Genomic DNA, 16183 nt, shown 5'->3' on the forward strand with positions numbered 1-16183 from the left:
TCTGTATGAGTAAATACTCATAATTAGCTGCTCCAATAAGGTACTAGGTTTAGAGAGTAATGACGATAAAAGGTGAGAAGGCATTCCCGTAATGGGAATGCCTTTTATTAATATTCTCTTAGAAAATTGTGTAATACGATACTCCCAGTTTTGATAACCTCCAATTAGGGACATAGGTCGATGCTTGTACTAGTACGCCCGGCTTACAATGGTTTCAGCGCCGATAACGGCACAGCAACCACTACAAGGGAGGCGTATTCGATGAAATACACCATGAAGAACAAAATCGCAACCGCGACGATTACAGCAGCTTTGTTGTTCGGTTCCGTAACAATTATACCTGCACCATCTGTACACGCTGCACAATCTGCAGAAGTAACTTGGGGCGTTAATATGAGGACATCACCTTCTTCTACAGCATCTGTTATTCGTATGCTAAAGAAGGGTGAGCAAATATCTATTATAGATAAGGCAAATGGCACTTGGTACAAAGTAAGTGATGCTAAAGGCAAGACTGGATATATTTCTTCCTCATCGAAATATACGAAGCTTGGTGCAGACGATCAATCTAATGGGTCTGGTTCTGCCGGTAATGGTTCAACTGCTGGTTCCGGTAATACTGGTAACAACTCAGGATCATCTAATTCGGGTTCAGGTGGAAGCTCTAACGGATCTACTGTTGAACGTCCGTCAACTTCAACAAATAGTTCTGTAGAAAAAGTGATATCTGCAGGAATGAAATATTTGGGCACACCATATGAATTCGGATCAAATAGAAGTACAACAACAACGTTTGATTGCTCAGATTTTACGAAACAAGTATTTAAGGAAGGTCTTGGTATAACGCTACCTTCGGATTCCCGCCAACAAGGCGATTATGTGAAAAACAAGGGCAACGCTGTAACATCAATAAGTAAACTTAAGCGTGGAGATCTTATGTTCTTTATGTCTTACAAAGGAACAGGTGCATCATCATATAGTGGCGTTAACAAGTCGTCACAACGAATTACACATGTCGGCATTTACCTTGGCAACGGCCAGGTTCTACACACGTACTCCAAGGAGAGCGGCGGTGTTAGAACGAACAGCATTACTGGTACGCACTGGGAGCATCGCTTCTTATATGGAGGAAGTGCACAGTAGAGTTGTACAAGCATTACTATGGAGTGATCTATCACCTCATACGAAAAAAAGACCGCCTGGCAGATTGCTCAATCGAGCAACGCGCCTTGCGGTCTTTTACTTTTATGCGTCTTTTTGAATGTTGACGTTATCTGCTGGTGGAGTATAAGATTCCTCAGTTGTTTGCTCTAATTTAGCTTTCTTCTTACGGATTCTGCTTCTAATGAAGAGGAAAAGGCTAATTAAAGGAACTCCGCCGAGGAAAATGTACAAGGAAACATCTTTAACCATTGATTCAGCTGCCCGACCATAAGAGTAGAAGAGGAAACCAACTACATAAAACTTAACTGCACGACCTATAGCAGCGTACGCCATTAGGCGCCACAGCGGGAAGTTTAAACAGCCGGAGAGAATAGTGAAAACTTTAAATGGGATTGGCGTAAACGATCCAATTAGAATAGCGGCTTCGCCGTTTTTCTGAAAACGGGCTGTAGCAGCGTCGATCCACTCTTTTTTTAAAAAACGGTATAATACGGACTTTCCCATTACTTTTCCTAAAAAATAACCTACTGGAGTACCTAATAAACAAGCGATATATCCAACAGTAGCGAGCCATAGTGCAGATGATGGATCCAATAAGCTTAACGAAACCTGCAAGAAAAAGGCAGGGATTGGGAAGATGACTGCATCTAGAAATGAATGCGCGAACAATCCCCAGGGGCCGTAGTCATTCAGAAAGTCTATGATAGCTTGAAACATTAAGTAGGCTCCTTTTCGTTCAACTTTCCAGCTAAGTATAGCACACAGTTGAGTGTTAGTCGCCTTGATAACTGCACATTGGTCACAATTGCTAAATGTCGTCTTCAAGAGCGGGAGATTCGTGAAAGAATAAATTCCACTATAATGGCTACGTCTCAGAAAGCGTCAGGTTTCAATGAATTTAATGGAATAGCTTGATTTGCGCAACAAAATGGGCGATTGTCCTCAATTTTCTCAAAATTGCGCCATATTACTCTTTTGAAGTCGATGTACAGGAGGCGTATAGTTGAACTATGTGATAGTGCATCGGACATATGGAAGTTTACTCGAAGGGAGTAGTATCTCATGCCATCTTGGAAACGTACAATGTGGATTCTATGGTTTGGTGTGTTGTTCTGCAGTTCAAGCTATACGATGTCAGTACCGTTTCTACCTCTGTTTCTCTTTGATTTGGGAGTGGACAAAAGTTCGGTAAATTTATGGGCAGGTATCGTTCATTCATCGGCTTTTTTGATGGGGGCAATTATGGCTCCGCTATGGGGAATGATGGCGGACAAGTTCGGTAAGAGGAAGATGGTTATTCGAGCGGGGCTTAGTCTGACTATTATTTACGCGCTAATTGCTTTTGTTCAAACACCGTGGCAACTCGTAGGTGTGCGAATGATGCATGGGTTTGTTGGAGGATTTGTACCAGCTTCGATGTCAATTGTTGCTTCGATAGCGCCAAAGGAAAAGTTAGGCTGGAGTCTTGGCATGATGCAAGCTGGAGCGATGACTGGAGGTATTCTTGGTCCATTGTTTGGCGGCTTGTTAGCTGAAGCATTCGGCATGCGAAAGTCATTTATAGCTGCTGCTATTATTATTTTAGTTGCTACTGTTGCTGTTATTTGGTGGGTGAAGGAAGGGAAGGCGGGGACGAGTCAGGAGAGTAAGGGAGAAAAAGTAGCTCCGATTACATACCGAATGGCATTCCAAAATCGAGCACTCATCCATATGCTTCTTATTCTTGTATTATTTCAGCTCTCTTTCAATATGATACAGCCGCTATTATCACTTCATATTGCTGATTTACAAGGAGGAGAGAAAGGTGCCGCTTTGTCGGCAGGAATTGTTCTTTCACTCATTGGGATAGCAGGAATAATAGCCTCACCTATATGGGGACGACTCGGTGCCCAAAATGGTTATTATCGTATACTCGTATTATGTTTATTGAGTGCTGGTACAATCGTATGCGTTCAATTCTTTGTTGAGTCGCTTTGGTTGTTCGCTGTTGTGCAGTTTATATTTGGTTTGTTTATGGCCGGTATAAGTCCAAGCGTAAATACATTAATGGTTGAAAGTACGGATGAGCGTTTCCGAGGACGGTCATTTGGGCTTACAGCAAGCGCCAACCAACTAGGTTCGATGTTAGGCCCTCTAATTGGTGGACTATTAGGCTTGTTTCTCGGTATCCATTGGATATTTGTGGCGACAGGCGTAATTATGGCTACTACAGGCGTTGTAATAATGCTCAAGCGGCGTAAAGAAAAAGGGTCGGTTAGTTATTAGAGGGGGTTAATCGGGTTAGTAGCCGAAAGGCGAGCCCTTCTGAGGTCTGCATGTTATAACTTAGCCCAAAAGCCCCTCAAACCAAATAATGTTTGAGGGGCTTTTTCGGCAAATAAAACGTTCACCAGTAACTATTTTTAATCACTGCTCAGCATTTGCTAGTGTAATACAAATGTTTCTACTCACGCACATTACGACGTGACACACCGCTTTGTTGAGCTGCGGCAATTACGCGGCGACGTACTTCTTCAACTACTTTTGCGTTAAATACGCTAGGAATGATGTACATACGATTAAGTTCTTCTTCAGTGATGACGGAAGCAATAGCTTCAGCAGCAGCAAGCTTCATCTCTTCGTTGATGACAGAAGCACGGCTATCGAGAGCTCCGCGGAATATGCCTGGGAAGCACAACACATTGTTAATTTGGTTTGGATAATCCGAACGGCCCGTAGCAAATACACCAACAATGTCTTCTATTTCTTCAGGACGAATTTCCGGTTCAGGGTTAGCCATTGCGAATACAATTGGCTGTTTCGCCATACTTTCAACATGAGCGCGTTTAAGTAGTTTTCCAGCGGATACGCCTATGAAAACATCTGCTCCTTGCAACGCTTCAACTAGTCCGCCTTTGCGACGTTCTGCGTTCGTATTTTCCGCATACCATTGCCACATCGTATTGTCATACGACTCATCCGCATTCAAAATACCAGTACGATCGACACCAATAATATGTTGTGCTCCGCCTGCAATGAGCATCTTCGTACAAGCTGTACCAGCAGCTCCGATACCACAAACGACGATACGTGCTTCGCTTAGTTCACGACCAGTCACCTTCAAAGCGTTAAGCAATCCTGCATATAGAACGACCGCAGTACCATGTTGATCGTCATGGAAAACTGGGATATCTAGTTCAGCACGAAGTCTTTGTTCAATTTCAAAACAACGTGGTGCTGAAATATCTTCTAAATTAATACCGCCGAAAGCAGGCGCCATTTGTTTAACAGCAGTAATAATTTCCTCTGTATCTTGTGTGTCCAAACAAATTGGGAATGCATCTACTTCTGCAAATTGTTTAAAGAGCATCGCTTTACCTTCCATAACAGGCATAGCTGCATAAGGTCCAATATTACCTAGTCCAAGCACAGCACTACCGTCAGAAACAACGGCCACCATATTACGTTTAATTGTAAGGGTATGAGCTTTGGATGGCTCATCAGCAATGGCTTGGCAGACGCGAGCAACATCTGGTGTATAAACACGAGAAAGGTCATCACGATTTTTGATCTTCGTTTTTGGTTGAATCGAAATTTTGCCGCCAAGATGCAGGAGGAAAGTACGATCCGATATATGAAGCAATCGAATGCCAGGAACTGTTCGCAATGCTTCAGTTAGTCGTTCAGTAGCACCTTGCTCCGAAATTTTAACGGTCAAATCGCGAGTACTTTTGTTTTTGTCAGTATGTATGACGTCGATTGCGACGATATCACCTTTAGCTTGCTCAATTGCAGTTGCTGCTTTGCTGAAGTGAGCGACATTCGTATCAATCTCTAGTCGTAAAATAATTGTTTTTCCATCTGTCATTTGTGATTTCATGAAGTTAGCTCCCTTGTAGGTGTACATTCCCGGATTATGTATTCCAAGTTTGTACTGTTGTTTCTATTTATATTAAAAAATATAGCCGTTACTGCATAAACTGCAGAACGGCTTTTGGACATCTCATCGGATCGTACTGCAAGTTGCGCTTAAGCATAAGTTCCTCACGGAATAAGGTTGCAGCTTCTCTGTTATGTATGAGATGAAACCATCTGTCTACTGTATCGTTGGAAGTGAGCATTTCGCCGTAACCACTTTGAATAAAATATTCGCAGTTTTCTTCCTCTTGCCCTGGAATAGGCTCGTAGAATAACATGGGCAATCCCTTGCTCATCCCTTCTGTACAGGTCATTCCGCCAGGCTTTGTTATGAGTAAATCAGCCGCGTCCATCAATTTATGAATTTCGCGGGTAAATCCAACTATTCGAATGTTAGGATGTTGAAATAATGGATCTGCAAGCATCTTTTCCTTCATCTTTTCATTAGATCCTACACAAAATATTAACTGCGTCGTCTCGCGCCATTTCGTCATATAGGATAAAGCATTGTCTTCATATAAGATACCCCAACCTCCGCCCATAACAAGCACAGTGGGAATGTCTTTCAATTCATATTGTATCTGAACTTCTTCTTTAGTGTGTATGTTCCAGAAGTTAGGGTGGACAGGAATACCTGTTACTTCCACTCGATCCTTTTGAACACCCTTTTCAACGAGACGCTGCTTCACTTCATCAGAAGCAACCAAAAAATGATCAACTTCTGGATTAACCCAAGATCCATGCGCGTCATAGTCAGTTATTAGTGTATAAAGTGGTATATTGAGACCACTTCGCTTAAGTCTGCTTACTACCGTATTCGGAATGGGATGTGTACATATGATCAGGTCTGGCTTGAGCTGTGCAATTACTTGTGAAGTTTTTGTATAAAACACACGATGTAGTGCAAGCTGAGCAAAACGATTCGTTGGTTTTTTGTAATTGCTTCGGTACATTAGACCTACCATCTTAGGTTGTGAACTTACCGTTTTACGATAAGCGGATATGATCAAGGGTCCCATAACAGGGTTTAAAAATTTACCTAGTTCTATCACTCTTGCCGATATGTTTGGGCATAACTGCTTGAGTCCAACCGCGAGTGCATAGGCTGCTTGAGTATGGCCAGAGCCAAATCCCTCCGAGAGCAGCAGCACTCTTTTCTTACGCATATATTCACCCACTTTTCTATTTCCATATTACTTCGCATGTCAGGTTAATACAAGTCTTGATGTAAAGCTTGCCAATAAATTAACGTTCATTTACAGTAATCACATATAGAAAAAAGAAAAAGAGCACCATTTTTAAGTTGCTGAATATAAGGAGGAAACAGGAAATGATGAATGACCATTCAGAAAATGAATGTAATATAGGAGATATTGTAAAGATTGAGGTGCGGTCGGGACAATACGCTGGAGAACTTATAGAGTTTTATGGTCCAAGAGCGGTAGTTAAAGTATTGGCTGTGCTTAAGCATCCTGAACAAGGTGACCTGCATAATCCTTATAACCCAGATGTAGCAATGTTCCACGAACGCAGGGCATTAAGCTATACCGAAAAGACGACAGTGCTGCTGAGAGACGTGAAGAGATACAATGGCATCGTGCCAGAATACCATGAATCACTTCACGCCGCAGTTGCAGTTGAAATAGAGAAGTTAGATGCTTTACATCGCTGGACCGCAATGGGTCTAGCGCTAATGGAGCAATTGAAGAAAGAGTATAAATAAACTAGTTGTTTATAAATGCTGTTTTTATCGTATCTCGATAAGTTACTTGCAGGCCGAGTCCTTCCGATAACGCGGCGAGAGGAACGTACGTTTTTTTCTCGCCTGTAAATTGCTGCAAATAAGCAGGTTCTGCGTTTAATGGAAGGGACTCGCCGTTTACTTTAATCGTCTTAGCTCCGATTGTAATCTCTACAGTGCGCCCACCTAACTTAATAGTTGCAGTATTCGTAGAGCCATTCCATGATCTTGTTGCACCAAGTGCGTCAGTAATATCAGCGATTGCAATAAAGGTACGGCCCTTTTTTATAATAGGCGAATATGTAGTGATGATTTCTTTACCCTCAACAACGACGGATATTGGCACATTCGATTTACGAGGTTGTACAGTTTTATAGTCTCCCCACAGAGCTTCAGTGTAAGCTTTACCCATAACCGCATATCCAGCAGCAGTAGGATGTGAATCTGGTTTACTGTTCCCTTCGCTATCTTTAGCACCAATGCTTGTGTTGGTCATTACATTTTTTTCTATTCCAGTTGCGGAATCTGCTATTTTAATTGTGAGGCCTTTGCTTGTGAGCTTAGCGATAACACCTTCTAATTTTTTAAGTAATTGGTCTTGTACATCTAATAGAAAAAGTGCGGTTGAATCTGGTATAAGATAGGTAACTTTTTCTTTCAATATAAGAGAAGGAATAGGTAAGTATTGATTGGAAATAACAACTTCTGCATTCGGCTGAAGCTTGTGAATCGCAGTGAGCGTTTCTTCTAATTCTATGCTGAAAGTGTCCAATAGAGTAGCAAGAGTCGATTTCAGTTCATCTTGCTTCGTTTGCGGCAGTCCACTAAATTCTGTATTCAAATTCATCATACCTACAAGCTGCAAAAAGTCGTTGGCACCAATAGATAATAAAATAAGTTCAGCTTCTTTTAGGTCAGCTTCTAGTTGCTTCGTTTTTGCGACGATTGTTTTCACTCTTGGATCAGGGATATTGGGCTGAATGTCTGCATCTGTTACGGATTTACCAGTCGAAGCTGCACTTATCCAGTTATTAAGTCCATCTGAGCGAAGTCCTAGTATGCCGTAATTGCTGTATTCGGCACGGTAACCGTTGAATAGCGCTTGTTCATAGACATGTTCGCCAAATCCATAGGGTATAGACTTCTCTGTAAAGCCAAGCTCGTAGCCAACTGCTAGTGAATCACCGAGAATAACGATGTCATAAGGTTCTTCACTTTTGTTAGGCGTGTCCACTCCGGGTGCTGCCAATGCTCCAGATAAGGTCGTTGTTGATACTAGCAATCCCGCGATTAAAGCTGTAGCTGTTGTACGAGTTAGCGATTTCCTTAAGTTTCTATACAATAGAACCACTCCCTTTTGTTAAAATAGATGAAAATAAAGACTACTAACGATGCGACATTCCGTTAGGCCACTTCAGCCTGCTAAAGAATCCTTATCACAATAATAAAAATATTAAATTGATTCCGATTTGCCCTAATGTTAAAATCATATAATAATCGCTTAGCAACGGTAGATGGCAAAAGGAATGGCAAGGAGCAGGCCGCTGTGCCTCGCTGACTACCATTCTATGATATTTCAAGCCAAAAATGAAGCCAATTAAGTGATCTAACCTGTTTATTTACTATTCTACATTGCTTACCCAAAAATCTTCTGATAGAAAGGTTGCTCACGATGAGAGAAAATATTTTGGGATTGCCGCCTAAGCAAGGACTTTATGACCCGCAAAACGAGAAAGACGCTTGCGGAATGGGCTTTGTAGCCAGCATTAAAGGGGAAAAATCACATAAGGTTATCCGTCAGGCGCTCACTTTGCTTGAAAATATGGAGCATCGCGGTGGACAAGGAAGCGAACCTAATACGGGTGACGGAGCAGGTATTTTGCTTCAAATTCCACACGCATTTTTTGGCGCTGAAATGAAAAAACAAAGTATCGAGCTTCCGGCAGAAGGGGATTATGCTGTTGGTATGATCTTTATGCCGCAGGATGAAGCTGCACGTTCTGCCATTGAACGTGAGGTTGAAAGTATTGTTGCGGAAGAGAAGCAGTCGCTTATCGGCTGGCGCACAGTACCAACTAACGATGCAAAGCTTGGCAAGTCTGCACTAGCAGTTAAGCCATATGTTCGTCAAATATTTATAGGTAAAAATGCGGATTTAAAAGATAGATTGTCTTTTGAGCGCAAATTGTATGTGATCCGTAAACGTTGTGAGCTAGCGATTCGTTTTGCTGGTAAAGTTGGCGGGGACATGTTTTATTTCTCTAGCCTATCAACAAAAAAGATCGTATACAAAGGTATGCTTACAACGGAGCAAGTACGCTCGTTTTACACTGAATTAAATAATGAGGATGTAGTTTCAGCTATCGCTTTAGTGCATTCCCGTTTTAGCACGAACACGTTTCCAAGCTGGGAGCGCGCACATCCATTCCATTATTTAATCCACAACGGTGAGATTAATACACTTCGCGGAAATGTGAACTGGATGCATGCTCGTCAAACGATGTTTGCTACTGAATTGTTCGGTGAAGATCTTGCGAAGATTAAACCGATCATTAACCCAGATGGTTCTGATACGGCTATGTTTGATAACACGCTTGAGTTTCTACATCTTTCAGGTCGTTCATTGCCGCATGTTGCGATGATGATGGTTCCAGAACCTTGGTCTAACCATGAGAGTATGAGTGATGAGCATAAAGCATTTTATGAATATCACAGTACATTAATGGAACCATGGGATGGTCCAGCAGCAATGGGCTTTACTGACGGTACTCAAATTGGGGCAGTTCTAGACCGGAATGGACTTCGTCCTGCTCGTTACTATGTAACAAAAGATGAACATATTATTTTGGGATCGGAAGCGGGCACGGTTGACATTCCTGCAGAAGATATTTTATACAAAGATCGTTTGCGTCCTGGACGGATGTTGTTAGTTGATACGGAACAAGGTCGAATAATCTCTGATGAAGAAGTGAAGGCAGCAATTGCTTCTGAACATCCATATCGCGAATGGCTTAACGAACATCTTGTCGATCTAGAAGATCTTCCAGATGCACCAGAATTGCCAGAGCCGAGCCACGATACTGTTCAACAACGTCAGCAAGCATTTGGTTACACGTACGAAGATATTCGTAAAGTGCTAGAGCCAATGGCTGGCAGCGGTCAAGAGCCTATTGCTTCTATGGGTTACGATGCTCCACTAGCAATCTTGTCGGAACGTCCGCAACGTCTTTATAACTATTTCAAACAATTGTTCGCACAAGTTACGAATCCGCCAATTGATGCGATCCGTGAGGAAATCATTACGGCAACAGGTACAACGATTGGTCCTGAGCGCAACTTGTTGAACCCTGAGCCGGAGAGCTGTCGTCATATTAAACTGGACACTCCGATTCTATCAAATGAGCAATTCGCTAAATTGCGCCATGTTCGTCGTCCGGGCTTTAAATCCATTACACTTCCGATTTTCTTCACAGCAAGTGAAGGAGAAGAAGGTTTGCGCGCTGCACTGAAGCAAATGTGTGAAGCTGCTGACCGTGTCATTAGCAAAGGTCATAATATGCTGATTCTTTCGGATCGTGGTGTTGATAAGGAAAATGCTGCAATCCCTGCGCTGCTTGCTGTTTCAGCATTACATCATCATCTGATTCGTGAAGGCACACGTACAAAAGTAGCGATCTTGCTAGAATCCGGCGAGCCTAGAGAAGTTCATCACTTTGCACTATTGCTTGGCTACGGCGTTAACGCAGTTAACCCATACCTAGCGTTTGAGTCACTTGACGATATGATTACACAAGGTATGCTAAGAGGCGTATCGCACGAGAAGGCAGTCAAAAACTTTATTAAAGCGGCAACTAAAGGTGTCGTGAAGGTATTGTCCAAAATGGGTATCTCGACGATTCAATCGTATCGTGGAGCGCAAATTTTTGAGGCACTTGGTCTTCGCGAAGATGTAATAAATCAATACTTTACGTGGACGCAATCACGTATCGGCGGTATCGGACTTGATGTTATCGCGGAAGAAACGCTTAAACATCATAACCGCGCTTTCGCTGAGCAAGAGGGCTCTGAGAAAGAACTTGATTCCGGTGGCGATTATCAGTGGCGTAAAGATGGAGAAGATCATCTTTATACGCCGCAGACGATTCATACGTTGCAGATGGCGTCTCGCGCTAATGACTATAAGCTTTACAAGAAGTTCTCTTCCTTGATTCAAGGGGAGAACAAGAAACATTTGACACTACGTTCATTGATAGACTTCAAAGCAGGTAGCGTTTCGGTACCGCTTGATGAGGTTGAGTCAATCGAGTCGATCGTGAAGCGTTTTAAAACGGGTGCGATGTCATTTGGTTCAATCAGCAAGGAAGCACATGAAAGCCTCGCAATTGCGATGAACCGTTTAGGCGGCAAGTCTAATACAGGTGAGGGCGGCGAAGATCCGGCACGTTTCGTATTAGATGAAAACGGCGATTCCCGTAGAAGTGCAATTAAGCAAGTAGCATCCGGTCGTTTCGGTGTTACGAGCAATTATCTAGTTAATGCTGATGAAATCCAAATTAAGATGGCGCAAGGTGCTAAACCGGGCGAAGGTGGACAGTTGCCAGGCCTTAAAGTATATCCATGGGTTGCAGAGGTTCGTGGTTCGACTCCTGGTGTAGGTCTAATTTCGCCGCCGCCGCATCATGATATTTATTCGATTGAAGATTTGGCAGAGCTTATCTACGATCTGAAAAATGCGAATCCTCGTGCTCGTATTAACGTGAAGCTCGTTTCGGAAGTTGGCGTTGGTACAATTGCAGCAGGTGTAGCAAAGGGCCGTGCAGACGTTATTATGGTCAGCGGCTTCGACGGTGGAACAGGAGCTTCTCCAATGGGTTCGATCCGTCATGCTGGTTTGCCGTGGGAGCTTGGGCTTGCTGAGACACATCAGACTCTTATGCTTAACAACTTGCGTGATCGTGTAGTAATAGAAACAGATGGAAAAATGATGAACGGCCGTGACGTAGCAATCGCTGCTTTGCTTGGAGCTGAGGAGTATGGCTTCTCCACTGCTCCACTAATCGTTCTTGGTTGTATTATGATGCGTGTATGTCAACTGGATACTTGCCCAGTTGGTGTTGCTACACAAAATCCAGATCTTCGCAAAAAGTTTATGGGTGATCCGTCTCATGTCGTCAATTACTTGCGCTTTATCGCTGAGGAATTGCGCGAGATTATGGCAGAGCTTGGCTTCCGTACGATTGAAGAAATGGTAGGACGTGTAGATCGTCTTGAAACGAAAAAGCTTCATGATCATTACAAAGCAAAAGGTCTTGATCTGTCTGCTATTTTGTATGAAGGTGATTTCCCTGAAGGTACATCTCGCAGTTGTATTCAGGAGCAAAATCATGGTCTTGAGCTTACACTCGATATGCAACAGCTTCTTCCTCTTGCTGCACCTGCGCTTGAGCGAGGCGAAAGTGTTCGCGGTACGTTCCCGATCTTGAATACGAACCGTGTTGTCGGTACAATACTTGGTTCCGAAGTTACTCGTAAGTATGGGGCTAAGGGATTGCCGGAAGATACGATCTGGTATCACTTCGTTGGAACTGCGGGTCAAAGCTTTGGAGCATTTGTACCAAAAGGAATTACGCTGTCGGTTGAAGGCGATACAAATGACTACTTCGGTAAAGGTTTGTCCGGAGGTAAAATCATTGTAGCACCGTCACCAAAAGCTACTTTCGCTGCAGAGGAAAACATTATTACGGGAAATACTGGTCTATACGGCGCAACTGGCGGTCAGGCATACATTCGTGGTATTGCAGGCGAACGCTTTGCAGTTCGGAATAGTGGTGCAACTGTAGTCGTTGAGGGTGTAGGAGATCACGGCTGTGAGTATATGACAGGCGGAAGAGTCGTTATACTTGGAACAACGGGACGAAACTTCGGTGCAGGTATGTCTGGTGGAGTAGCCTATATCTATGATGAGAAGGGCGACTTCTACAGTCATACTAACCTTGAAATGGTGCTCTTAGAGCGTGTAGAGGAGCAAGTCGATATCGATGAACTTCGTCTAATGATCGAGCAACATGTTCAATATACGGACAGTGCGATCGGTAACCGTGTTTTGAATGATTGGAGCGCTGCTCTTACGAAGTTTGTGAAGGTCATTCCTAAAGATTACAAGCGGATGCTGGAGCAAATTCGTAAAGCTGAGGATACAGGTTTGCAAGGCGGAGATGCTTTGCTAGCTGCATTCGAAGCAAACAAACGTGAGCTTGCGCGCGCAGGCGGCAAATAATAATACGTTTACTCAAACTCGCAATGATGCCTAACGGTGTCATTGCGAGTTTTTTTGTTGCCCTGGATTCAATCGATGGATACTTATATGTAATTTCGATATCCGATTTATTCGGGCAATTGTCGGCATAGCACAACCAGTGTTGCTTTGCTAGAATAGTTATAAAACCTATGATAAGGGAGAGCTTCGTTTAAATGGCTAGAAATACTGAACGTGATCGGCAACAGCGTGAAGAGAGACGTAAACAAATAATGGATGCAGCGAGGTATGTATTTACGAAACGTGGTGTAGCTGCAACGAAGATAAGCGATATTGCGGCTCAAGCTGGACTTAGTCATGGTAACGTATACAATTATTTTGAATCTAAAGAACAATTGCTTGTGACATTAGTTGTTCAAGGACAGCATGGTTATTCGAGCATTTTACAGGAGATGCACAGACAACCTGGAGATTCGATACATAAATTAAGGTGGCTTCTTGTTACCTTTCTAAATTTGGGGCAGGTCGACAGCAATTATTGGATCGTCTTGCAGGCGCAAGCTACGGATGTTCTACCACAAGCTATGAAAGCAGAAATAACCGCTAATATGATGGCAAACCGGAGACTGTTGATTGATCTGGTTGAAGAAGGGCAGAAAGAAGGCACTATTGCAATATGGGATGCAGAAGAACTAACGACCATCTTTATTACAGCGTTCCATAATTTAGCGCTCTGGGAGATTAGAGGTTTCGGAAAGCCGGCTATAACAGTTGTTGAACCTATTTTAAAGCTGCTTCGCCCGTAATATTGATAAAAGTAAATTTTGTAAAAAAAGGATTGACATCCGTTTTGAATGCGATTATGATCTTATCACAGTTACAAAATGATTAAGTAGTCAGTTTGTAACATCTATTGAATAGGAACTGAATCAACTGGACGACCAGAGATTCTTTGACAGCCAGCGCGCGGTTGTCGGAGGGATCTTTTTTTATTGCAATAATACCTACTATTCGGATGAGATTTATAAGTTATTGAGGTGCAGATGCTCGTGCAGATGATTCAAATGTATAGCTAATACAAACGGAGGAGTGTTGAATATGAGTACAGAAGTAGAACAAGGTGTCGCTTCATTAGAGGTACTTAAAATCGGAGGTCGCGTCGGTGCAGAAGTGAAAGGTGTAAAGTTATCAGGCCATTTAGATTTAGAATCTATTGCAGCAATTCGAGAGGCATTGCTTACACACAAAGTTTTGTTCTTCCGCAATCAAGGGCATTTGGATGATGAAGGTCAGGAAGCATTTGCGGATTTGCTAGGCGAGCCATTCGCCCATCCAACGGTGAAGACTAAGGAAGGCAGCCGCTACATACTGGAGCTGGATTCCCATCAAGGCGGAAGAGCAAACGCATGGCATACAGACATTACGTTTATCGATTCCTATCCAAGCGCTTCCATTCTGCGATCTGTAACAGTACCGGATGCCGGAGGAGATACAGTGTGGTCGAATACGGCCGCTGCTTATGAAAGTCTACCTAAAGAACTTCAGCAGCTCGCAGATCAGCTGTGGGCACTGCATACTAACTTGTATGATTATGCAGCAAGACGACCAGATGCTTCAGAGGATGAGGTGAAGAGGTATCAGCGTACATTTGCATCAACCATTTATGAAACGGAGCATCCAGTAGTACGCGTTCATCCTGAAACAGGAGAGAAATCTCTTGTTCTTGGTTCGTTTGTCAAAAAAATATTAGGAGTATCGCAAAGCGAATCTGCGAGACTATATGATATTTTTCAAGGCCACATTACGAGTTTAGAAAATACGGTAAGATGGCGCTGGTCTGCAGGCGATGTAGTCATCTGGGATAACAGAGCCACACAACATATTGCAGTTAATGACTATGGTGATGCCCATAGAGTCGTTCGTCGAGTGACGCTTGCAGGTGAAGTGCCCATCAGTGTAGATGGACAGTTAAGCAACACGTATTTAAAGACCCCAAACGTGCAGATTTAAAGGTTAAAGAAGGATACGTTTTCAACTGATAAGGGAGAGAATGATTATGTCTACAAAAAAGGAAAACAATTTAAAGCATCTATTTCTTATACCCTTATCTCTACTGCTGCTAGTTTTGCTAGCAGGTTGTGCTAATACGGAGTCTCCAAAGTCGCAAGATCGTAATCCGGTTACCGTAAACCTTGCCATTAACGGTGGAACTAATTTGTTTACGATTATTAAGGAAAAGGGACTTCTTGACGAGAAATTTAAGGCGCTTAATGCAACGATCATATGGAGTGAATTTCCGAGCGGTCCGCCTCTTCTAGAGTCGCTTGCAGCAGGTAGAGTCGATATTTCGTTGTTAGGCGACGGTGCCGCATTACAAGGACAATCGGCAGGATTGCCTTTTGTGAACATTGGACTGCTCAGCGACGGTGCGAAGTTAAACTCCATACTTGTTCCAACAGGCTCAGATATTAAAACAATCGGTGACTTAAAAGGTAAAAAAATTGCGTTGGCGAAAGGTACGACATACCATGTTTTTCTGCTGAAGCTACTGGAGAAAAATGGGCTTAAAGAGAAGGACTTAAACATCGTCAATCTGCAAGCAACAGATGCGCTTCCTGCATTTTTATCGGGGCAAGTAGATGCGTGGGCTTCCGGTGATCCTTTTAAGACACAATTGTCGGTACAACAAAAGGCGACGGTACTTGCAGGGGATGAGCAAGGTGTATTAGCTCCAGTATCGTTAATTGCACGTACTGACTTTGCCAAAAAGTACCCTGAGCTTGTAATTGAGTTTCTGAGTGTTTATGAAGAGGCGTTGAAATGGCAAAACGATAATATAGACGAAGTAGCGAAGATCCACGCTGATGCAAGAAAAATTCCAGTTGAAATTATGAAAGAAGTTATCATCAATCAAAAAGCGGAACTGTCTCCGATTTCAGATGCTGCGGTGTCAACACAGCAAGCTTCAGCGGATATTTTGCTTGAGACGGGCTTTTTGAAAAAAGGGATTACGTATAAAGAGTACGTAGATAACTCATTTTTAGAGAAGCTTGCAGATAAATAAAGGCATGATGAAGCTAGAAAAGAGCGGCTCTGCCGCTCTTTCCTGTATTTTATCCATCTAG

At 42.9% G+C, this 16183-nt stretch carries 11 protein-coding genes; 7 read left to right on the forward strand and 4 right to left on the reverse strand.

What is annotated here, in order from left to right; all coding sequences use genetic code 11:
• Positions 1-261 precede the first annotated feature (261 nt).
• The gene (locus I6N90_RS15030; protein ID WP_232243008.1) at positions 262-1143 is read left to right on the forward strand and encodes a C40 family peptidase; all 882 of its coding nucleotides are present in this window, start codon (positions 262-264) and stop codon (positions 1141-1143) included.
• Between the two features lie 102 nt (positions 1144-1245).
• Here I6N90_RS15030 and I6N90_RS15035 read toward each other — a convergent pair whose 3' ends face one another.
• The gene (locus I6N90_RS15035) at positions 1246-1881 is read right to left on the reverse strand and encodes a YqaA family protein (RefSeq protein ID WP_197936409.1); all 636 of its coding nucleotides are present in this window, start codon (positions 1879-1881) and stop codon (positions 1246-1248) included.
• A 345-nt stretch (positions 1882-2226) separates the two neighbouring features.
• Between I6N90_RS15035 and I6N90_RS15040 the strand changes: the two genes are divergently transcribed.
• On the forward strand, positions 2227-3429 hold the full coding sequence (locus tag I6N90_RS15040; protein WP_197936410.1) for an MFS transporter: 1203 nt from the start codon (positions 2227-2229) through the stop codon (positions 3427-3429).
• Positions 3430-3607: 178 nt separating this feature from the next.
• Here I6N90_RS15040 and I6N90_RS15045 read toward each other — a convergent pair whose 3' ends face one another.
• Together I6N90_RS15045 and I6N90_RS15050 are read right to left on the reverse strand one after the other, a co-directional pair.
• Positions 3608-5023, reverse strand: a complete 1416-nt coding sequence (locus I6N90_RS15045) for an NAD-dependent malic enzyme (RefSeq protein WP_197936411.1) — start codon at positions 5021-5023, stop codon at positions 3608-3610.
• A gap of 88 nt (positions 5024-5111) precedes the next feature.
• Positions 5112-6227: an MGDG synthase family glycosyltransferase gene (locus tag I6N90_RS15050; protein WP_197936412.1), complete on the reverse strand. Its 1116-nt coding sequence runs from the start codon at positions 6225-6227 to the stop codon at positions 5112-5114.
• A 164-nt stretch (positions 6228-6391) separates the two neighbouring features.
• Here I6N90_RS15050 and kapB point away from each other — a divergent pair, with 164 nt between their 5' ends.
• On the forward strand, positions 6392-6784 hold the full coding sequence (gene kapB, locus I6N90_RS15055) for a kinase-associated lipoprotein B (RefSeq protein WP_232243009.1): 393 nt from the start codon (positions 6392-6394) through the stop codon (positions 6782-6784).
• Between the two features lies 1 nt (position 6785).
• Here kapB and I6N90_RS15060 read toward each other — a convergent pair whose 3' ends face one another.
• Complete coding sequence (locus I6N90_RS15060) at positions 6786-8144, reverse strand: stalk domain-containing protein (RefSeq protein WP_197936413.1); 1359 nt, start codon at positions 8142-8144, stop codon at positions 6786-6788.
• Between the two features lie 330 nt (positions 8145-8474).
• Between I6N90_RS15060 and gltB the strand changes: the two genes are divergently transcribed.
• The 4 genes from gltB (at position 8475) to I6N90_RS15080 (ending at position 16122) form a co-directional block, all read left to right on the forward strand.
• Positions 8475-13079 (forward strand): glutamate synthase large subunit, encoded by a 4605-nt coding sequence (gene gltB, locus I6N90_RS15065; protein WP_197936414.1) that lies wholly within the window; start codon positions 8475-8477, stop codon positions 13077-13079.
• A gap of 194 nt (positions 13080-13273) precedes the next feature.
• Positions 13274-13864, forward strand: coding sequence for a TetR/AcrR family transcriptional regulator (locus I6N90_RS15070; protein WP_197936415.1), 591 nt, complete (start codon positions 13274-13276; stop codon positions 13862-13864).
• Between the two features lie 292 nt (positions 13865-14156).
• Positions 14157-15068 (forward strand): TauD/TfdA dioxygenase family protein, encoded by a 912-nt coding sequence (locus I6N90_RS15075; RefSeq protein WP_197936416.1) that lies wholly within the window; start codon positions 14157-14159, stop codon positions 15066-15068.
• Between the two features lie 46 nt (positions 15069-15114).
• Complete coding sequence (locus tag I6N90_RS15080) at positions 15115-16122, forward strand: aliphatic sulfonate ABC transporter substrate-binding protein (RefSeq protein WP_197936417.1); 1008 nt, start codon at positions 15115-15117, stop codon at positions 16120-16122.
• Positions 16123-16183 lie beyond the last annotated feature (61 nt).

Origin of the sequence: Paenibacillus sp. GSMTC-2017 (genome assembly GCF_016019935.1) — a bacterium.
GTDB lineage: Bacteria > Bacillota > Bacilli > Paenibacillales > Paenibacillaceae > Pristimantibacillus.